At 48.0% G+C, this 18,323-nt stretch carries 18 protein-coding genes and 1 pseudogene; 16 read left to right on the top strand and 3 right to left on the bottom strand.

What is annotated here, in order from left to right; genetic code table 11:
- A partial coding sequence (locus tag Q0R17_RS03905) for a type I secretion C-terminal target domain-containing protein (RefSeq protein WP_293932283.1) occupies nucleotides 1-2,979 on the top strand: 2,979 nt, incomplete at its 5' end.
- A 97-nt stretch (nucleotides 2,980-3,076) separates the two neighbouring features.
- Here the strand turns inward: Q0R17_RS03905 and Q0R17_RS03900 are convergent.
- Both Q0R17_RS03900 and Q0R17_RS03895 read right to left on the bottom strand, forming a co-directional pair.
- On the bottom strand, nucleotides 3,077-4,999 hold the full coding sequence (locus Q0R17_RS03900) for an EAL domain-containing protein (protein WP_293932281.1): 1,923 nt from the start codon (nucleotides 4,997-4,999) through the stop codon (nucleotides 3,077-3,079).
- A 92-nt stretch (nucleotides 5,000-5,091) separates the two neighbouring features.
- Nucleotides 5,092-5,775 carry a transglutaminase-like cysteine peptidase gene (locus Q0R17_RS03895; protein ID WP_293932279.1) on the bottom strand — a complete coding sequence of 228 codons (684 nt, stop codon included), beginning with the start codon at nucleotides 5,773-5,775 and terminating at the stop codon, nucleotides 5,092-5,094.
- Nucleotides 5,776-5,966: 191 nt separating this feature from the next.
- Here Q0R17_RS03895 and Q0R17_RS03890 point away from each other — a divergent pair, with 191 nt between their 5' ends.
- The 12 genes and pseudogenes from Q0R17_RS03890 to moaC all read left to right on the top strand — a co-directional run bounded on the left by Q0R17_RS03890 (nucleotide 5,967) and on the right by moaC (nucleotide 15,758).
- On the top strand, nucleotides 5,967-7,790 hold the full coding sequence (locus Q0R17_RS03890; protein WP_293932277.1) for a TolC family outer membrane protein: 1,824 nt from the start codon (nucleotides 5,967-5,969) through the stop codon (nucleotides 7,788-7,790).
- A 255-nt stretch (nucleotides 7,791-8,045) separates the two neighbouring features.
- Nucleotides 8,046-8,639 carry a hypothetical protein gene (locus tag Q0R17_RS03885; protein ID WP_293932275.1) on the top strand — a complete coding sequence of 198 codons (594 nt, stop codon included), beginning with the start codon at nucleotides 8,046-8,048 and terminating at the stop codon, nucleotides 8,637-8,639.
- Nucleotides 8,636-9,370 (top strand): MBL fold metallo-hydrolase, encoded by a 735-nt coding sequence (locus Q0R17_RS03880; protein ID WP_293932273.1) that lies wholly within the window; start codon nucleotides 8,636-8,638, stop codon nucleotides 9,368-9,370. The genes Q0R17_RS03885 and Q0R17_RS03880 overlap by 4 nt, the downstream gene beginning before the upstream one ends.
- An 89-nt stretch (nucleotides 9,371-9,459) precedes the next feature.
- A complete protein-coding gene (locus Q0R17_RS03875) occupies nucleotides 9,460-10,197 on the top strand; it encodes a peptidylprolyl isomerase (RefSeq protein ID WP_293932271.1) in 738 nt (245 codons plus the stop codon).
- 145 nt (nucleotides 10,198-10,342) lie between these two features.
- Entirely contained in the window at nucleotides 10,343-11,317 is a 975-nt protein-coding gene (gene moaA / locus Q0R17_RS03870; RefSeq protein WP_293932269.1) for a GTP 3',8-cyclase MoaA, read from the top strand.
- A gap of 86 nt (nucleotides 11,318-11,403) precedes the next feature.
- Nucleotides 11,404-12,072: a carbonic anhydrase gene (locus Q0R17_RS03865; RefSeq protein ID WP_293932267.1), complete on the top strand. Its 669-nt coding sequence runs from the start codon at nucleotides 11,404-11,406 to the stop codon at nucleotides 12,070-12,072.
- Nucleotides 12,073-12,561 carry a molybdopterin-guanine dinucleotide biosynthesis protein B gene (gene mobB, locus Q0R17_RS03860; protein WP_293932265.1) on the top strand — a complete coding sequence of 163 codons (489 nt, stop codon included), beginning with the start codon at nucleotides 12,073-12,075 and terminating at the stop codon, nucleotides 12,559-12,561.
- Nucleotides 12,555-13,733, top strand: coding sequence for a gephyrin-like molybdotransferase Glp (gene glp, locus Q0R17_RS03855; RefSeq protein WP_293932263.1), 1,179 nt, complete (start codon nucleotides 12,555-12,557; stop codon nucleotides 13,731-13,733). Before mobB ends, glp begins: the two co-directional genes overlap by 7 nt.
- A 183-nt stretch (nucleotides 13,734-13,916) precedes the next feature.
- The gene (locus Q0R17_RS03850) at nucleotides 13,917-14,168 is read left to right on the top strand and encodes a MoaD/ThiS family protein (RefSeq protein ID WP_293932261.1); all 252 of its coding nucleotides are present in this window, start codon (nucleotides 13,917-13,919) and stop codon (nucleotides 14,166-14,168) included.
- Entirely contained in the window at nucleotides 14,168-14,632 is a 465-nt protein-coding gene (moaE, locus tag Q0R17_RS03845; protein WP_293932259.1) for a molybdopterin synthase catalytic subunit MoaE, read from the top strand. Before Q0R17_RS03850 ends, moaE begins: the two co-directional genes overlap by 1 nt.
- Nucleotide 14,633: 1 nt before the next feature.
- Nucleotides 14,634-15,185: pseudogene (gene mobA / locus Q0R17_RS03840) on the top strand (molybdenum cofactor guanylyltransferase MobA); the annotation flags it as partial.
- Between the two features lie 51 nt (nucleotides 15,186-15,236).
- The gene (gene moaC, locus Q0R17_RS03835; protein ID WP_293932286.1) at nucleotides 15,237-15,758 is read left to right on the top strand and encodes a cyclic pyranopterin monophosphate synthase MoaC; all 522 of its coding nucleotides are present in this window, start codon (nucleotides 15,237-15,239) and stop codon (nucleotides 15,756-15,758) included.
- 255 nt (nucleotides 15,759-16,013) lie between these two features.
- Here moaC and Q0R17_RS03830 read toward each other — a convergent pair whose 3' ends face one another.
- Nucleotides 16,014-16,391: a SirB2 family protein gene (locus Q0R17_RS03830; protein ID WP_293932257.1), complete on the bottom strand. Its 378-nt coding sequence runs from the start codon at nucleotides 16,389-16,391 to the stop codon at nucleotides 16,014-16,016.
- A 93-nt stretch (nucleotides 16,392-16,484) separates the two neighbouring features.
- On the opposite strand from Q0R17_RS03830, the gene Q0R17_RS03825 reads away from it, so the two are divergent.
- The 3 genes from Q0R17_RS03825 to Q0R17_RS03815 are packed head-to-tail and all read left to right on the top strand — an operon-like array spanning nucleotide 16,485 to nucleotide 18,209.
- Nucleotides 16,485-17,216, top strand: coding sequence for a pseudouridine synthase (locus tag Q0R17_RS03825; RefSeq protein ID WP_130106279.1), 732 nt, complete (start codon nucleotides 16,485-16,487; stop codon nucleotides 17,214-17,216).
- Nucleotides 17,216-17,449 carry an MliC family protein gene (locus Q0R17_RS03820; RefSeq protein WP_293932254.1) on the top strand — a complete coding sequence of 78 codons (234 nt, stop codon included), beginning with the start codon at nucleotides 17,216-17,218 and terminating at the stop codon, nucleotides 17,447-17,449. The genes Q0R17_RS03825 and Q0R17_RS03820 overlap by 1 nt, the downstream gene beginning before the upstream one ends.
- Nucleotides 17,415-18,209 carry a TlyA family RNA methyltransferase gene (locus tag Q0R17_RS03815; RefSeq protein WP_293932252.1) on the top strand — a complete coding sequence of 265 codons (795 nt, stop codon included), beginning with the start codon at nucleotides 17,415-17,417 and terminating at the stop codon, nucleotides 18,207-18,209. The genes Q0R17_RS03820 and Q0R17_RS03815 overlap by 35 nt, the downstream gene beginning before the upstream one ends.
- Nucleotides 18,210-18,323: the final 114 nt, after the last annotated feature.

The raw sequence follows: 18,323 nt of genomic DNA, 5'->3' as shown, positions 1-18,323 counted from the left end.
ACAGCCACCTTTAGCAATGGTGTGACCTATGATGCTGCTACCGGCAAAATCACCGTGCCAGCCGGAGTGACCAGCTTTGCAGTCACCTTGCCAACCGTTGATGACACTCTGGTTGAAATCTCCCCAGAAACCGTACCGCTCACGATTGGTGGTGTGACCGCAACCGGTGGAATTCTGGATAACGATGTTAATCAGGCCCCAGTCATCGGTAACGCCAGTGCTACGGTTTCGGAAGAGGGCTTGCTTGGAGGGATTAAAGACTCTACAGGGTCACCCACAGATACTACTGACAGTACCGTTAGCACCGGTACGATTGCAATTAGTGATCCTGATAGCCCTGTTTTAACAACCTCTTTGATTGCTCCAACAACGGCATTGTCGTCTGGTGGGCATGCCTTGGTATGGAGTGGCAGTGGAACACATGATTTAGCCGCCACCGCTGGTGTGGGTGGCCCTGTTGTTGCAACCATTAGTATTGATAATGCAGGGCATTACACTGTCACCTTGAAAGCGCCGATTGATCATCCGGTTAATAGTGTTGAGGATGTGAAGTCATTTAATGTGGGGGTTAAAGTCTCAGATGGTGCTTTAAGTTCAACCGGCACGCTAACTGTTAATGTTGAAGATGATGCTCCAATTGGGCATAGCCAAACGGCTAATGTGCAGATTCCAAATGTGGATAGCAATTTGGTTCTGACGCTTGATATTTCCGGCAGTATGGGGGACCCAAGTGGGATCACTGGCAAAACAAGGCTGCAGGTTGCTAAGGAGGCGATTGCTAAATTAATCGACGATTACGATATTTTGGGTGACGTTAAAGTAATGCTGGTTACGTTTAGCTCCTCCTCTGTCACTCAGCAAAGTGGCGGGCAAACATGGATGTCAGTTAGTGAAGCTAAAGCTGTTTTAGCTGGGCTTATTAGTGATGGTGGGACAAATTATGATGCTGCTGTTGGCCAAGTGACAACTCACTTTGCAGATGCAGGCAAGATTGTTGGCGGGCAAAATATTGGCTATTTCTTCTCTGATGGCGCACCTAATCCTGGGCTAGGGCTAGATGCAACTGAAGAGCATGTTTGGACGGCTTTCTTGCAAGCTAACCATATTAATTCACTCGCTTTGGGCTTAGGCTCAGGGGTAACCGATGTTAATTTGAATCCACTTGCATACAATGGAACAGGATCAGGCTCAGAAGCTAACGCCATCATTGTGACTGATTTGACGCAATTGCCGCCCATCCTAAGGGATACGGTAGTGGCTCCAAATGCAGGTGATTTAACTGGAACGATTGCTGGTGTGGCCTCGGGCTTTGGTGCCGATGGTGGCCATATGAATGACATTACCGTGGATGGTGTGAAATACACCTTCAATGTGGCAGGTAATTCAATTACTACTACGGCTGCGGCGGGTGCTTATTTCTTTGATGCGGCGACTCATCAGCTAAAAGTGAATACCATTTTGGGTGGGCAATTTGCGATCGATATGGATGATGGCAAATACGCCTATACCCCACCGGTAATTAAAACTTCTGGTAGCAGTGAAAATATTGCATTTACCTTGATTGATAATGACGGCGATTTAGATCAGTCTAATAGCCATCTCACAATCAATGTTGTTCCGCCGGCTCAAGGGAATACCATGCAATTAAGCGTTTCAACAACGGCGATTGCGGATAGTGCCCGTGGTTTGCATGGTGAGTTTTTTGGCTATAACAACGATCCAGATAAGGCTGGTGGCGTGATTTATAACGTGCAAAGCCAAGATAACACCGTTGGAAACCTCGACAATATCAGTGATATCACATCGGTGATTAATGGCCGTCAAGGTAGTAATATTGTGGGTACGCAGCTTGAAGCCAGTGCGGCGGCCAGTGATGCCACCTTTATTGCTGATGCGATTAAATACGGTCTTACTCCAACGGTTACTGGGAATTTAGGGACTAATAACGCGGTCACTGCAGGCTCTGCGATTACTGCTGGTAATTTGTATAACTTTCTGGGGGCTAATAATGCAGGAGCAGATACCGCTGGATTAGCCGCAACCAGCACTTTTGGTAATACCACGGACTCAATTATGCGGATGGTGGGTGGGGCCTACTTTGCTGCAGGTACTTACGATATTCGTGTGTTAGCAGATGATGGTTATCGTATCGCAATCGATGGGCAATCGGTGTTTGAATACAATGCTAATCAACCACCAACCTTCCGTGTTCAAACCGGCGTGGTGATTAGCGAAGGAATGCATAATTTAGAAGTGCTGTATTGGGAGCAGGGAGGCAATGCAGCTTTGCAAGTAGAATTTAAGCCAACAGGCGCGGCTGATAGTGCCTATGTCACCCTAGGGATTAATGACATGGCCCTGTTCCATGGCACACAAGCCCCAGTGCTCACTGAGCTGCAAGATATTATTGAAAATCCAAGTAGTAATGGGCATTACCTTGTACGTAGTGGGCAAGAAGTAACGGGTACAAATCTATCTGATACGATTACCGGCTCTGCGGGGCGCGATATTATTCATGGTGGTGCAGGCCAAGATGTGATCAATGCGGGGGCAGGGGCAGACCGTATTGAAGGGGGTGCGGGGAGTGACACCTTAACGGGTGGTTTGGGCGCCGATACCTTCCGCTGGGCTTTGGCGGATAAAGGGCTGGTTGGTACGCCTGATATTGATAAGATTACCGATTTTAATAGTGCAAGCTATAACGCCGGTGGTGATCGTCTTGATTTGCGGGATTTATTGCAATCAGAAAACCACACTGTAGGTTCGGGCAATCTAACTCAATATTTGCACTTCGAAAAATCAGGCACTGATACCATTCTCCATGTCAGTAGTGCCGGTAGCTTTACAGGGGTGTTTAATGCAAATAGTGATGATCAACGCATCGTGTTATCAGGCGTTGATCTAACCAGTAATGGCAGCCTAGCAGACTCAGCAATTATCCAAGACCTGCTGAATAAGGGTAAGTTGGTTACTGATTAAGAAGTTAATGCTCAAGTAAAACGGCCAGTGCAAACTGGCCGTTTTTTTATTACATCACTGCTCAAGTTAGGGGCATTCAAATTTGTATGCAGGCCTGTTACTTTGCCTTGCTGGCAACAGGGCCGCTTAAGCCATTAATGCCTAATGTTTTAAGCATATCCCATTCACTTTGTGTTTGTACCCGCTCAGCGATGGTTAAAATATCATGGCCAGAGGCAATCCCGATGATGGCTTTTACCAAGTTTTGATTGCCTGGATGTTGGTCAATGGCTTGAATAAAGCTACCGTCAATTTTTAAGTAATCAAGTTGCAATTCGTAAAGTTGAGGGATGCTACCAAAATGACGGCCAAAGTGTTTAATCCCAACTTTGCAGCCTAAAGGGCGCACTTTTTGGGCAAAATTGGCTAATGCAGTGATCTCATCTCTAAAGCCAAATTCATTGACTTCAAACCACAGACGATGGGTTGCATTTTTATGTTGCTGTAAGATAAGCAGTAAATCTTCAATAAATTGCTCATCCGCAATAGATTTAGCTTCTAGGTTAATTGCAAGCTGCGCATCGTGTAATTTAAGCTCAGCGCAAGCTAGCTGAACGGATTCTAAGTCTAGGGTATTGCTCAAGCCTAAGCGGCTAATAAATGGCATGAAAGTGCCAGCAGTGAGCAGCTCCTTCGTTTCTGGATGGCGTAAGCGCAGCAGCAGCTCGCGATGTAAAGGCTGACCATCAACCAATAGTGCGGGGAAAGATGCCAATTCAAAGCAATGGTTTTTAAATGCTTTTTGTAATAGGGGCTGCCAGTCTTGGGCTGGTAAGGCTTGGGTAGCGCTGGCACTGCTGACGTGGCCTGTACCATTGGCCCCATTGCTTTCTGCTTGAGCGAGTGCTTGGTCTGTCCCTGCTAGTAGCTGGCTAATGCTGTCATTATGTTGATATGTAGCAATGCCGATGGCGGCTAAATCATCGGCATCAGTTAGCTCATGTTGGCGTAGCTCAGCTAAGCCCTGATGTAAATTCTTGGCTAAATCTAAGCCTTGTTGGCGATCTAGGCCGGGGGCGAGTAAGGCAAAGTCCGCACCATTTAAACGGGCCACCAACCAATCGGGCTCTTGCCCCGTGAGAGAGGCAAGCCGGCCTGCTGCCATTTGCAGAAATTGATCGGCACGCTCTCGCCCGAGGCGGCGATTGACTCCCGCTAAGTCATGTAAACGCATAATGAGCAAAATGCCGCTGGGGGCTGCTTCATCGTCTTCTAAGGTTTGTGATAAACGCCCCATAAAAAAGCTACGGTTAGGCAGTTGAGTGAGCGTATCTCGATTGGCTTCGCTGCGCAGGGCGTCGATGCGTGCCGCCTGTTCAGAAAACATGGTTTTGACACGGCTAACCATCGTGTTCATGGCATTGACGACGCTTTTTAATTCTTTATAACGTGGCTCTGGAATCGTAATAAAACGTCGCTCGCTAATCGCCTCGGCTTGTTCAACCATTTGCGTGATTGGTTTTTTGACCCAGTTCAGCAGCACTTGTAAACCTGCGCCACAGACTAAGCCAGCCCCAATAATCCAAATAAATAGTCTTATTGCGCCTTCCCAAAGTGCCTGATAAGCAAAGCGTGAATGAGCAACAACGGTGACGGTGCCCGCCTGCTTCCAGCCATCACTAACCTGTGCTTTACCAAAGGCAATTTGTAAGGGGAAGGTTTTAACAAACCAGTTAGGTACCCCATCGGCTTTATCGTTATTTGTGCGCTCAACAATTGATTTGCCATGATTATCGCTAAAACGAATTAACTCAAAGTGGCCGGTATCAAACAGGGCTGCGACATTTAGCTCTATTGTGGCGGGGTCTTTACTTTGTTGCGACATAGATAGCGCTAAAGACGAGGCATTGTCATTACTTTGCGTAAACAGCTGCTGCTCTAAATATCCACGTGCTGTATACACGCTGACGATAAAGCTGCCGGCAAAGGCCACTAAGGTGGCCAAAATAATCATCATCCAAAGCTGGCGAAAGAGTGACATGGTATTTCCTTGGCAGAGCTGGGCATTCGTTTCCGCATTTCAATGCCCTATTGATATAAATGATTGTGATGTTAAACACACTGTATAGAGAATTAATCAGCCTCGTAACCTTCTGCTTTCATTTTTGAAATAAGATCTTTCCAGCGAGATAATTTATCGACGGGTCCTGATGGTTGTGCGCTTGCGCCAGTAAAAATTCCATCACTATTAAAACTGAATACAGGAGTTAAATCAGGGCGGCGTGAAGCAGGGCGAATATCATTAAGTAAATTATCCAATACTAATGGTTCTGCGTCAGCACTGGGGTAATAAGTTAAAACCATATGAGCTTGGCTAATATTACTGGAGGCACCGCCAATTTTAGCTTTAACGTAGGTTAAACGCAGTTTCTCTTTTGCTACACCTAGTTCTTTTAAACTGAAATATTTAATAATGGCAAAATCCTCGCAATCTCCAGCACCTTTGCCTATGGTTTCAAGTGGGGTTGCCCAATAATCAGGTGCATTCCAGATAGTTTGGTCATCGCCAAATTGAATTCTACGATTAAAAAAATCATTAATTCGTTTTAGTTTGTCGGTTTCAGTTACGTTACGGGCCTCATTAATTAATGTTTGCCAGTCGCTAAATAAGCGAACAGGTGTTTGCCCCCAGCGCTGTACTAATGATTTTTGTAAACGATCAAAATCTAAGCCTGCTGCCGCGTGCAAGGCCAGTGATGTGGCGATTAAAAGCCAAATTGTTATTTTTTGTAAGTAAGATAGGGGGCGTTGGAGCATGGGTCTATAATTTTTAAGTAACTGTCTTTATATTGGTTTAATTAAACCTAATTGTCCAACTTACAATTATAAACGCAGCTAGCCGAAAGAAAGTGACTACTCTATAATTTTGGCAACACAAAACAATGGCTTGGCCATCATGGCGAGCACATCAAAATAATTGTACTTGCGAACCACACGGGATTAAAAAGATGAAAAAAAAGTTATGCTTGGCTGTTGCCTTGGCATTGTGCAGTATTGGCGCACAAGCTGCTGCCCCTGCTTCTTTGCAAGAAGCGGCAGAGCGGGCCATTAGCAATAATCCTGAATTACGCGCACGCTGGTTTGAATTTAAAGCATCCGTTGAAGATGTATCGGCTGCGCGTGGTGGCTATATGCCCCAGCTTGATTTTCAGGCTTTTGCGGGGCGTGAGTGGGAAAAACGGCCAAGCGGCGACACCGGTGGGTTTAATCATCCAGGCGCTTCACTGACTTTACGCCAAATGTTGTTTGATGGTTTTGCAACGAGCAATGAAGTCCAGCGTTTAGGTTATGCAAGGCTAACCCGTTATTACGAGTTACTTGCTTCTTCTGATCAAATTGCATTTGAAACTGTACGTGCTTATCAAGATGTGCTGCGTTACCGTGAATTGGTGGCTTTGGCTCAAGACAATTTTGCTTTGCATAAAGAAATTTTAGGGCAAATTGAGGAGCGGGTTAAAGCCGGAGTAGGCCGCCGAGTTGATTTAGAACAAGCCTCTGGCCGCTTAGCTTTAGCTGAATCTAATTGGCTCACCGACCTATCTAATTTGCACGATGTTTCTGCACGTTTTCAACGTATTGTTGGCGAGGCACCAGCCGCAGCTTTAGCACCATCACAAGATTTGCGGGCGGCATTACCAAAAGCAGGGGATATTGCATTAGCTACCGCTTTAAAGCAAAACCCTGGCTTTTTGGCAGCAGTATCCAATATTCGCTCAGCGCGTAGCGATGCCGAAACACGTAAAGCAAATAATTACCCCAAGCTAGAGCTGGTTGCAAAACAAGCTTTAGATCGTGATCGCGATGGCATTAGCGGTACTTTTCAAGATCGTACTATCCAGCTTAATTTAAATTACAACTTATTTAGCGGCGGGCGCGACAGTGCACGTACTCGCGGTGCAGTTGAAAAGCTGAATACGGCCTACGAATTACGTGATAAAACATGCCGTGATATTCGCCAAACTACGCAGATTGCGTGGAATGATGTTCGTCGCTTGAATGAGCAAATGAAATTTCTCGATCAGCACCAACTTTCTACAGAGAAATCACGCGATGCTTATCGCAAGCAGTTTGATATCGGCCAGCGCACGCTATTAGATTTGTTGGATACAGAAAACGAGCTGTTTACTGCTAAGCGCTCAGTTGTAAATGCGGTTTATGATTTAAAAACCTCAGAAGCGGGTATTTTAACTCAAACGCATCAATTGTTGGCTGCACTCAAGCTGGCGCCTCTAGAAGCTGCCGCACCTGAAGCGCTGGACGATAATCAGCTCGATGATGAGCGTGTTCGTTGTAGCGCTGAAATGCCGAAGGAATACGTGATGGATCGCGATGCCGCAATGGCAAATCGTCCTTCACTTGCCCCAGCAGCTGTCGCCACGGCCCCAGAAGCAGCTAAAGACGCGCCAGTGAGCAAAGAACTTGCACAATTTGGTATGGATCTAGCCGACAAATGGTCCAAAGCGTGGGCAGAAAAACGTACGGATGATTACCTCGCTTTTTATGCGGATAGTTTTGTGCCAAGCAATGGCATGAGCGTGGATAAATGGAAAGCATTCCGTCGCACTCGCGTGGGCAAGCAAGGTGATTTAACCATTACGCTGAGCAATATGAAGCTGAAGCAGTTGAATGAAACACAAGCTGAAGCCAGCTTTAGCCAAAGTTATAAGTCAAAAGACTACACCGATGTAGTGCAAAAGACTTTAGAGATGGTGAAACAAGGCGGGCAGTGGAAAATCAAAGCAGAGAAAGTAACGAGTGGTAAGGCGTATTAATTTTACGCTAGCGCGCTTTTGAAATGGGCCTTCTTCGGAAGGCCTATTTTTATGGCTTTTAAATATGCATGGTGTACTGAAGGGCTTAAGGCCTCTTACCTGCTATTTTTCAAACCAATATCATAAAATCAAGCTAAAAAAATTTAGTTTTGTCAGTTTCTCTTGGAATGCTCACTTGCTCTTCTTTCTACTCACTTAGTGATCTATAAAGAAAAAGCTCGTTATTTGGGACGAGCCGTGCGGGGGGGCTAGCTCATGGCAGCTATTGCAACTGAACTACAAAATACAGTTTTGATTAATGAAAATATCAAAATGGTGATTTGGAATTGCTTTGAAATTAATCTAATGGGCTTAAACGCCATTTTATTAGCCAAACGAGCGGGCCGAATGGCACGTGGGTTTGGGGTAATTTCGGGCGAATTACGAGAACTATCTTTGCAACTGCAAGGCAGCATGAATCGGCTGAGTAGTGCCAGCCAAGATATGTTGGCTGAATCCTCGCAGGGCATGACACAAGAGCGGCGTAATCAGATGTTGCAGCATACTTCTGAGCAGTCTGCGGACAATACCACCTACTTAGCCGATACGCTGACGCGCACACGGGTTGCCAGTGATGAGCACGCGGCGCGCTTACGCATCGTACATCAACGCTTGTCAGAATATATTGATGAGGCTTATCAGGCCTGTGTCTTTGGGGTGGTGATTGCGCGTGCCGCTCGAATTGAATCGGCGTATTCCGGTGAGCACTCTAATGTATTGGCGGAGTTATCCAATGATTTTGCCAGCAAGGTTGATTCTATCGTGCCAAGGTTAGAAGAGTTAAGGCGCATTTCTGGGAAGATGAAATGAAAAAAGCCCAAGTATTGTTTGAGCAGGGAGATCATCGCTGGTTTGCTATCTCGCGAGATCCTGAGCGCCCCAATCATTTAATCGATACCAATGAATATGTGATTAGCTGTGCGGGAGAGGCGTTAATTACCGATCCAGGTGGCTTGGAAGTTTTTCCTGCCGTATTTTCAGCCGTAAGCTCGGTGCTTGATCCTCGGCTTATTCGTACTATTTTTTCTTCACACCAAGACCCCGATGTGATTTCGTCTTTGGCGCTTTGGCTAGAGTTTAATCCCGCGCTGAAGTGCCATATTTCTGGTTTATGGGCTACTTTTGTTCCGCACTTCGGCGGTTCAAGTGACACCATGATCAGCATTCCTGATCAAGGCAGTGAAATGGTCGTTGGTAGTGCTCACCTCAGCACCATTCCTGCCCACTATCTACATTCCTCAGGTAATTTTCATCTTTATGATCCCTTTGCTCGAGTGCTTTTTTCTGGCGATGTGGGAGCTGCTTTGCTGCCAGAAGGGAATAGCGATTTATTTGTGACTGATTTTGATCGGCATATTCGCTTTGCTGAGGGCTTTCATAAGCGCTGGATGGGCTCAAATAGTGCGAAGCGGGTGTGGTGTGAAAGGGTGGCCAGTTTAAAAATAGACATGCTTTGCCCGCAGCATGGGTCGGTTTATTCGGGGGATGACGTGGAACGGTTTATCAATTGGTTTGATGAGTTACAAGTAGGTCTTTTCTGATTTATTGCGTGAGTGGATGTTTTGGGGGCTAGAAATGCGTGCATTCAGCCCCCATTTCATTGGCTCAATCAATAAAGAATTCAGGAAATATGATGAGCATTACTGTGAATGGTGTTGAGATTACCGATGCAATGATTGCGGCAGAAAGCCAGCATCATCAGGATGCTCCATCTGCAATAGATGCAACGGTACAAGAGCTAATTTTGCGTGAGTTACTGCTACAACGTGCTGCAACACTTGCGATTGAAGCGGCTAGCCCAGAAGAAACGATTGGTTTATTGCTGCAAACTGAAGTGAAAATCACCGACCCCGATGAGGCCGCTTGCCAGCAGTATTACGACAATAACCCACAATCCTTTGTGCGTGGCGAAACGGTAGAAGGCAGCCATATTTTATTTAAAGCCAGCGAATCCGAGCCAGTAGATACTGTGTTGGCGAATGCGGTTTTGGCTGAAGTCAAAGCCAATCCAGAAAAATTTGAAGAATTGGCACGCCAACATTCCAGCTGCCCATCGGGCCAGCAGGGTGGCAATCTAGGCCAATTTGGCCGTGGCCAAATGGTGCCAGAATTTGAACAAGTGGCTTTTAGTCTAAATGAAGGCGAAGTGGCCGGTGATTTGGTTGAAACGCGTTTTGGTTTACATATCATTCGTGCAGGCAGCAAGGCAGAAGGCGCAATGGTGAGCTTTGATGAAGTAAAAGCCAAACTCGCCGAGTTTCTGAGCGATGTGGCTACTCGCCGTGCCATGAATCAATATCTACAAACGCTCGTAAGCGCAGCAAAGATTGAGGGCTACACTTTGCCAGGCACTGAAGCCGCTCAGTAATAAGGCCGAGGATGGGCCTTGTTATGTTTGGCTCATCCGATTCCCTTGAAAACTATTTCTATCTATTTAGTAGTAGTTTCCCTCCCTCGTCCGACTAAGCTTTTGAGGCAAAAAACACAGTAGAATAAGCCGCAGGAGAAAAGCCATGCTTCAAGATCGGTTCGGACGTTCTATCAGCTATTTGCGCGTTTCAGTCACAGACCGTTGTGATTTGCGTTGTAGCTACTGCATGCCTAAAGGTTTCTCTGATTTTGAAGAACCCGCACACTGGCTCACGTTTGATGAAATGACGCGTTTAATCGGCTTGTTTGCTCAAGCGGGAGTGGGGCGGGTGCGTTTAACGGGCGGTGAGCCACTGCTGCGTAAAGATTTGCCGCTGCTGGCCGCAAGAATTGCCGCCTTACCAGGTATCCGTGATTTATCCCTGTCGACCAATGCCACTCAGTTAGAAAAACACGCTGCTGCGCTCAAAGCGGCGGGCATTAGCCGGATTAATGTTAGCTTAGATTCGTTAGAAAAAGCCTGTTTGGAAGGCATTGTGGGTAAAGCGGCGTTTGAAAAAATTATGGCTGGGATTATGGCTGGGAAAGCCGTTGGCTTTGATCCCATCAAAATTAATATGGTTGCCATGCGTGGTGTGAACGACCATGAAATTGAAAATATGGCGGCTTTTTGTCTCCAAAATGGCTTTATTTTGCGCTTGATTGAAGCCATGCCGATGGGGGAAACCGGGCGTAATGCGCAATATATGCCACTGGATGAGGTCAGAGATTCGCTGGTGGCGCGTCTAGCTTTAGAGCCGGAGGCCTTGGAATTGGGCGGTGGCCCCGCTCGTTACTGGAAAACCAGCGATGGGCGTGGCCGGATTGGTTTTATTACACCCATTTCACAGCATTTCTGTGCCACCTGTAATCGGATTCGGCTGGCCGTAGATGGCACGCTTTATATGTGCTTGGGGCAGGAAGAGAAGTTTTCTTTCAGGCCACTGCTTAGAGGCGGAGCCAGCGATACTGAGATTTTGGCCGCGATTGGCGAGGCTATCGAATTAAAGCCTGAAAAACATGAGTTTAAAGAAGCGCCGCTGCAGATTGTGCGCTTTATGTCACAGACCGGTGGTTAAAGTCATTTTCTATGGCGTATGTTTTTCTTTCATGCAATCAGTCTGTGGTGGATAATCAGCCCGTCTATTCTTACGGGTAAACCCCTATGGCCGATTTGCATCAGTTTATTGAAGGTTTTCGTGAATTCCAGCAACAATATTTTGCTGGTGAAACCGCTTTGTTTGACCGTTTACGCGCTGGCCAGACACCAACGACTGTGTTGATAGGCTGCTGTGATTCGCGGGTTGATCCCGCCATACTTACCCAATGTGCACCGGGTGAAATGTTCATCATTCGTAACGTGGCTAATTTGGTGCCGCCATTTGAGCAGGGTACAACCAATCAAGGGGTCTCGGCGGCCCTGCAATACGCCGTGACGGTACTTAATGTCAGCCGGATTGTGGTACTAGGGCATAGCCATTGCGGCGGTATCAAAGGCTTAATGGATAGCAATGATATCGTGGATAAAGACGATTTCTTGGGTCGCTGGATCCATATTGCTAGTAAGGCAAAACAACGGGTCTTGGAGCAGCTGCCCAATGCTGATAAAGCCACCCAGTATCGGGCGTGTGAGCTGGAAGCGATTCGTGATTCGCTGGTTAATCTAGAAACTTTTTCTTGGATTAAACAGCGCCTTGACAGTGGTGCGCTGAGTTTACATGGTTGGTTCTTTGATTTTGAGCACGGTGCTTTGCTGGGGTTTGATGAAGAGAGCAAGCAATTTCAGCCCTTAGTCAGCGCTCTGCCTACCAAAGATTTCTGGATCGAGATTTAATTGTCCTTTGCAAATTCTCAGCGTGTTTTAGCTATTGTGGGGTGGTCAGGCTGTGGCAAGACCACCCTGATCGAAAAACTGCTGCCAGAATTAGCGCGCTTGGGGCTTAAAGTCAGCATAATTAAACATACGCATCATGATGTGGAGTTTGAGCCCGAGGGCAAAGACAGCACACGATTTAGGGCTGCCGGTGCGGAGGAAGTATTACTCGCTACGCCAAAGCGCTTTGTCCTACAGCATGAAATGCCAGAGCCGCTGCCTTTAAGCGCGTTGTTAGCGCGCATGGCCCCCGTTGATTTAGTGCTGGTTGAAGGCTTTAAAACGGCGGCTATTCCTAAGCTAGAAGTCCGCCGCACCAGCCATCCCGCTTTGGTGGATCCCTATATTATTGCGATAGCCAGCGATTCCCCACTCCAAAGCTCCTTGCCTGTACTCGATCTTAACCAAGCTGCAGCCATTGCGGCGTTTATTAGCGATCTGCCATGCTAGATTTTGATACTGCACTCTCCCGTTTAATCCAAGCAGCCCGTGTTTCCAGTTTGGTGGAAGTATTGCCGCTGAGCCAAGCTAATGGCCGTGTTCTCAGTCAGAACGTGGTTTCGCAGATGGCCGTGCCAGGCTTTGATAATAGCGCTATGGATGGTTACGCCCTGCATATTGGAGATGCATGGCCGGATAGCTTTAAGCTTGTGCAGCGGATTGCCGCTGGTGAAGTTGGGCACGCTTTAAATGTGGGCGAAGCGGCGCGCATCTTTACCGGTGCGCCTATTCCTGCTGGAGCGAATGTGGTGGTGATGCAGGAGGATTGCCGCGCTGTGGATGGGCAAGTTTATATCGCCCAGCCCGTTGAGCTGGGAAGCAATATTCGTTTGCGTGGCGAAGATATCGAAGTGGGTAGCGTGATTTTGCCAGCGGGAACGCGGCTTAGCCCTGCGGCGATTGGCTTAGCCGCATCGATTGGCGTTGCAGAGCTCACCGTGAAGCAGCGCTTAAGAGTGGCCTTGCTATCGACCGGTGACGAGCTAGTGGAGCTCGGCCAGCCACTTGCTGCAGGTCAAATTTATAATTCCAACCGCTATGCCCTGACTGCACTACTGGAGGATTGCCTGATTACTGACTTAGGCATTGTGCCGGATGATGCGGAGCTGACTCGAGATATTCTGCAAACCGCAGCAAAGCAGCACGATGTATTGATTACCTCGGGTGGGGTATCGGTGGGGGAAGAGGATCATGTTAAGGGTGCGGTAGAGCAGCTAGGCCGTTTAGAGTTATGGAAAATCGCCATTAAGCCAGGCAAGCCTTTTGCCTATGGGCGAATTGGCGATTGTGATTTTATTGGCTTACCGGGTAATCCGGTTTCTAGCCTAGTGACCTTTTTACTATTAGTGCGGCCTTTTTTATTGGCTCGTTTGGCGTGTTTAACGCTGGAACCAGCAAGGTTTAAATTAATGGCGGCCTTTGATTGGAAAAAAGCAGGCAATCGCCGCGAGTTTTTGCGTGGTAGGTTAAATGAACAAGGCCATGTAGAGATTTATCCACAGCAAGGCTCTGGTGTATTAACGTCTTTAGTTTGGGGCGATGGCTTAGTTGATATTGCCGTGGGTGAAACGATTAAGCTTGGGGATAGCGTGCAGTTTATTCCACTCCATAGCATGCGATGAATGGGGTGATTAATGCTATGCTTAAGACATATAAGTAAGCTTGATGTAGTACAGTATCAATAATAAGCTATTTACATGAAATAAACGAGGCCTGCTGGCTTACTTATGTTTGGGAGCGCTGCTAGCAGTGCCCAAAAAATGGACCAAGCTGAGTTTTAAGCAATAGCGGTTTTAGGGATGACCATGATTCGTGTTTTGTATTTTGCTCAGCTGCGTGATGTATTTTCCTGTGAAAGCGAAGAGCTGCCCATGCCAAGCCCCGTAACCGTGGCTGGATTGATTGCAATATTGATAGCGCGCGGTGATATTTGGGCTGCGGAATTATCGGGCAATAAAATATTTAGAGTCGCCGTTAATCAAGAAATGGCTCAACTCAGCGATATGATTCCAAGCCATGCAGAAGTAGCTATTTTTCCTCCTGTGACGGGGGGCTAATGGCGGATATCCGAATCCTAGTGCAGAGCGCAGATTTTGATTTAGCTGCGGAATACGCGCGCTTTGATCACGATGCCAGCATGGGTGCAATTGTGGCTTTTGTGGGCCGTGTGCGCGATTTAGATCAAAGCATTACTGCCATGCATTTAGAGCATTATCCAGGTATGACCGAAAAAGCCCTCGCTAAAATAGTGGCTGAGGCTTGCCAATATTGGCCCCTGCAAGCCGTGACGGTAATTCACCGTATTGGCGCTTTGCAAGCCGCAGAGCAAATTGTGCTGGTGTTAACGGCATCAAAGCACCGGCAAGCGGCCTATGAAGCAAATGCATTTATTATGGATTTCCTAAAAACACAGGCGCCGTTCTGGAAAAAAGAAGGAACTGCTGCTTGCCTGCAATGGGTTGATGCACGATCAAGTGATCAAAGCGCGCTGGATCGTTGGCAGTATTTGAGGGTGATTTAACATGATTTTGGATGCAGTCATTCTGGCTGGTGGCGAAGGGCGTCGCATGGGAGGGCGTGATAAAGGCTTGGTTGAGCTATCTGGCCGTCCCTTGGTGGAGTGGAGCTTAGAAGCCTTATCGCGGCAGACTCGTGCTGTTGATCATGTTTTAATCTCGGCCAACCGTAATTTGCCTGATTATGCGCGTTTTGGTGCGCCTGTTTTGCGTGATGTTTACCCAGGGCATCCGGGGCCTCTGGCTGGAATACATTCGGCCTTATTAGCATCTCCCGCTACATACCTTTTAGTTTTGCCATGTGATGTGCCGTTTTTGCCTGCCGATTTGGTGGAAAAACTATTGGCAAAGATAGAGCTAGATGAAACACAAGTGGCGATGGCACGCACCCCTGATGGGCAAGTACATCCAACCATTTGCATGCTGCGTCACGATGTCTTGCCTTCTTTAATGGATAGGTTATCTAGACAAGAGTTGAAGTTGTCTGCATGGCAAGAGAGCTTGAAGCTGCAATATGTAGATTTCCCCGATTTAGCCTTCCCTAATCTAAATACCCAAGATGATTTAGCTGCCTGCGCTGCACGGCTATCTGGCGTTGATACCATTCCTATGCCCTACCGAGCAACGGATCAGAGTGCAGATAGCACATCAGGGCTCACGCATTTCAATGCCAATGGCGAAGCGCATATGGTGGATGTGGCGGGCAAGGTAGATAGCCACCGCATTGCCCGTGCCGTGGGCGAAATTCGTATGTTGCCCACCACCTTGCATCTGATTGAAACCGGCAGCCATAAAAAAGGCGATGTGCTGGGCGTGGCACGGATTGCTGGGATTATGGCGTCTAAACGTACCGCAGATTTAATCCCACTTTGCCACCCTATCCCGCTGACCAGCGTGAGCGTGGATTTCACGATTGATCGGGCAGGCAGCCTTGTGCGCTGCGAAGTCACTGCAGAAACAGTTGGGCGTACAGGGGTAGAGATGGAAGCACTTACCGCGCTGAATATCGCCCTCTTAACCATCTACGATATGTGCAAAGCGGTGGATCGCGGCATGATTATGTCGCAGATCCGCTTGCTAGAAAAACAAGGCGGTAAGTCTGGGCATTGGCAGGCGAGCCATACTATTTAAGTACTGGTTTCAGCTGGTTAATTGATGCATTTGTAAGGTTGGTGCACCCCACCGTTTTTTATACTTTAAATTTAGCGGCTTGCACCCCAATTCTATTCACTTAAGGGGATAGAATTTGTAGGGTAGGCGGGGTTTTTTCCCCACGTGGTGCACCCGCCCTAAGACGTTTATGCTGAGTTTGCGCAAGAGACATAATCAGGCATTTCTTTGTTTTTTGGGTGGGCTAAAAGCCCTTACGCATCACATCAGTTCATTTCACCCCGCGAAGCCTAATAGAGCATTCTTGCTCAATGCCACCGCCACAATATAGGCAAAACAAGCGATCGCTGCGATTAGGGCAGTTACACGGATTGTTTTGGTTTTGCCACGTTTTAGCGCGATTGTCCCCAGTACGATATACACCAACAGCCCACAGACTTTAGCCACCAGCCACATCTTGGGGCCGGGGTAGAGCATGGCTAGGCGAATGGCGCTCAGCAGCAACAGGGTGTCAATAATATGCGGCGCAATACGTAGAAATTTGTTCTGCAAGTAGGCGGAGCCTTGCAGCATTAGGCCGCCACGCAGCAAAAATAGCCCCGCAGACAGGGCCACACACAGCATATGTAGATGTTTTACAGCAAGATATTCCATGGCAAGGGCGCTCTCGTGCGAAAATGGTTAGTTACGCATCTTACTTGGCTTATGCTTGTGGATGTGGACAGTGAAATGAAAGGATAAGGGTTTATGGAAGAATTACGATTATCAAAGCGCCTAGCTGAGCTGGGCCTTTGTTCGCGCCGTGAGGCCGATGAATATATTGCCAAAGGCTGGGTTAAAGTCGATGGCGTAGTTGTGGATGTGTTGGGTAGCAAGGTGCTGCCTAGCCAAACCGTGAGCTTAGAGCCAGCGGCTAAAGCCACTCAGGCTGGCCGAGTGACTATCCTCGTGAATAAGCCCGTGGGTTATGTGTCTGGGCAAGCTGAAAAAGGCTACACCCCCGCCGTGGCATTGGTGGTGCCGGACAACCATTGGGAAGGCGATACCAGCGGAATACGCTTTGTGCCCCCGCATATGCGTGATTTGGCCCCGGCTGGGCGCTTGGATATCGATTCGGTTGGTTTATTGGTGCTGACTCAAGATGGCGTAGTGGCTAAAACGCTGGTTGGTGAAGGCTCTAATGTTGAGAAAGAATATCTAGTGCGGGTAACAGGACAGCTTTCCAGCGATGGCATGAAAAAGCTGAACCACGGCTTAAGTCTAGATGGCAAGGCACTGAAACCGGCACGCGTGAGCTGGCAAAATGAAAACCAGCTGCGCTTTATTTTGCGCGAAGGTAAAAAACGCCAAATTCGCCGCATGTGCGAGCTAGTTGGCTTAGAAGTGGTGGGCTTAAAGCGGATTCGGATTGGTAAGGTTTTACTGGGCGATTTGCCGCCGGGGAAATGGCGCTATCTTTCTGCAACGGAGCGGTTCTAATGTTGCGTGCACTGGCTTTAATGTTACTGAGTGGCGCGGCTTTGGCTACGCCAAATGAGATTACGGGGCGTTATCAATGCGGCTCGGCGCAGTTTTATATAACGTCCAGTGCAGATATGGAGCAGGTAAGGCTACGTGTTGATAGCCGGATTTATGATCTAGCTGCCATGCGCACCGCCAGTGGTGCAGCTTGGAGCGATGGAGAATGGATTTGGTGGACTAAGGGTGCGTGAAGAAGCCGGTGCACTAATGTTGCGTGTTGATGTGTTATTAGTTGAGCAGGGCCTAGCGCCGTCGCGTACCACCGCTCAAGGTATGATTGCCGCTGGGCGAGTGAGTAGTGCGGGTAGGGTGATTAGCAAAGCCAGCCTGAAACTGGCGCAGGATTGCGTACTACAGCTGGCGGCTGATGAGAGTGATCGCTTTGTTTCTCGTGGTGGTTTCAAGTTGGCAGGGGCTCTCGCTCAAGCGGGTGTGGATGTAGCGGGTATGCAAGTGCTCGATGTGGGGATTTCTACTGGTGGTTTTAGCGATTGCCTGCTGCAAGCTGGGGCACGCAAAGTGATCGGAGTAGAAGTCGGCCACGGCCAGCTACACCCTAGGCTGCTGGCGGATCGCCGTATCGTGCAGTTTGAAGGTGTAAACGCCCGTCACCTTAGCCCAGAGCTGATTGCTAGCGCCCAAGATGGGCCGCTGCAGCTGATTGTGGGCGATGTATCGTTTATCTCGCTCACGTTGATCTTACCGGCGCTGCGCTCTATGCTGCAACCCCAAGCAGCGTTGTTGTTCTTGGTGAAACCACAGTTTGAAGTTGGCAAGGCAGGCATTGCCCGTGGCGGCATTGTTAAAAACGAAAGCCTTTATGCCGAGGTAGAGGCCAAAATAAAAACAGCCGCAATAGCGGCTGGATTTAGCGTGAAAGATTACTTTGCCAGCTCGATTAACGGTGGCGATGGGAACCGTGAATTCTTTATTTATGCGCTGGCTCTGTAGGGGCACAGCATGCCGTGCCCTCTGCATATCACCTTGCTTAGGGCGGGATAGCTAAGCGGTTTTGCTTGGTGTAACCCGCCATGACGTCCAGAAGCACAGTGGGTTATGACAGAA

The sequence above is a fragment of the Iodobacter sp. genome, assembly GCF_025352645.1.
Lineage (GTDB): Bacteria > Pseudomonadota > Gammaproteobacteria > Burkholderiales > Chitinibacteraceae > Iodobacter.
Note: the sequence above shows the minus strand (reverse complement) of the source record. Positions and strands in the feature narration are given on the sequence as shown.

Bases quoted from the DNA above. Each gene is read 5' to 3' on its own strand.
- Q0R17_RS03900 (WP_293932281.1), bottom strand. From the start codon at position 4,999: ATGTCACTCTTTCGCCAGCTTTGGATGATGATTATTTTGGCCACCTTA.
- Q0R17_RS03895 (WP_293932279.1), bottom strand. From the start codon at position 5,775: ATGCTCCAACGCCCCCTATCTTACTTACAAAAAATAACAATTTGGCTT.
- Q0R17_RS03890 (WP_293932277.1), top strand. From the start codon at position 5,967: ATGAAAAAAAAGTTATGCTTGGCTGTTGCCTTGGCATTGTGCAGTATT.
- Q0R17_RS03885 (WP_293932275.1), top strand. From the start codon at position 8,046: ATGGCAGCTATTGCAACTGAACTACAAAATACAGTTTTGATTAATGAA.
- Q0R17_RS03880 (WP_293932273.1), top strand. From the start codon at position 8,636: ATGAAAAAAGCCCAAGTATTGTTTGAGCAGGGAGATCATCGCTGGTTT.
- Q0R17_RS03875 (WP_293932271.1), top strand. From the start codon at position 9,460: ATGATGAGCATTACTGTGAATGGTGTTGAGATTACCGATGCAATGATT.
- moaA (WP_293932269.1), top strand. From the start codon at position 10,343: ATGCTTCAAGATCGGTTCGGACGTTCTATCAGCTATTTGCGCGTTTCA.
- Q0R17_RS03865 (WP_293932267.1), top strand. From the start codon at position 11,404: ATGGCCGATTTGCATCAGTTTATTGAAGGTTTTCGTGAATTCCAGCAA.
- glp (WP_293932263.1), top strand. From the start codon at position 12,555: ATGCTAGATTTTGATACTGCACTCTCCCGTTTAATCCAAGCAGCCCGT.
- Q0R17_RS03850 (WP_293932261.1), top strand. From the start codon at position 13,917: ATGATTCGTGTTTTGTATTTTGCTCAGCTGCGTGATGTATTTTCCTGT.
- moaE (WP_293932259.1), top strand. From the start codon at position 14,168: ATGGCGGATATCCGAATCCTAGTGCAGAGCGCAGATTTTGATTTAGCT.
- moaC (WP_293932286.1), top strand. From the start codon at position 15,237: ATGCCCTACCGAGCAACGGATCAGAGTGCAGATAGCACATCAGGGCTC.
- Q0R17_RS03830 (WP_293932257.1), bottom strand. From the start codon at position 16,391: ATGGAATATCTTGCTGTAAAACATCTACATATGCTGTGTGTGGCCCTG.
- Q0R17_RS03825 (WP_130106279.1), top strand. From the start codon at position 16,485: ATGGAAGAATTACGATTATCAAAGCGCCTAGCTGAGCTGGGCCTTTGT.
- Q0R17_RS03820 (WP_293932254.1), top strand. From the start codon at position 17,216: ATGTTGCGTGCACTGGCTTTAATGTTACTGAGTGGCGCGGCTTTGGCT.
- Q0R17_RS03815 (WP_293932252.1), top strand. From the start codon at position 17,415: ATGGAGAATGGATTTGGTGGACTAAGGGTGCGTGAAGAAGCCGGTGCA.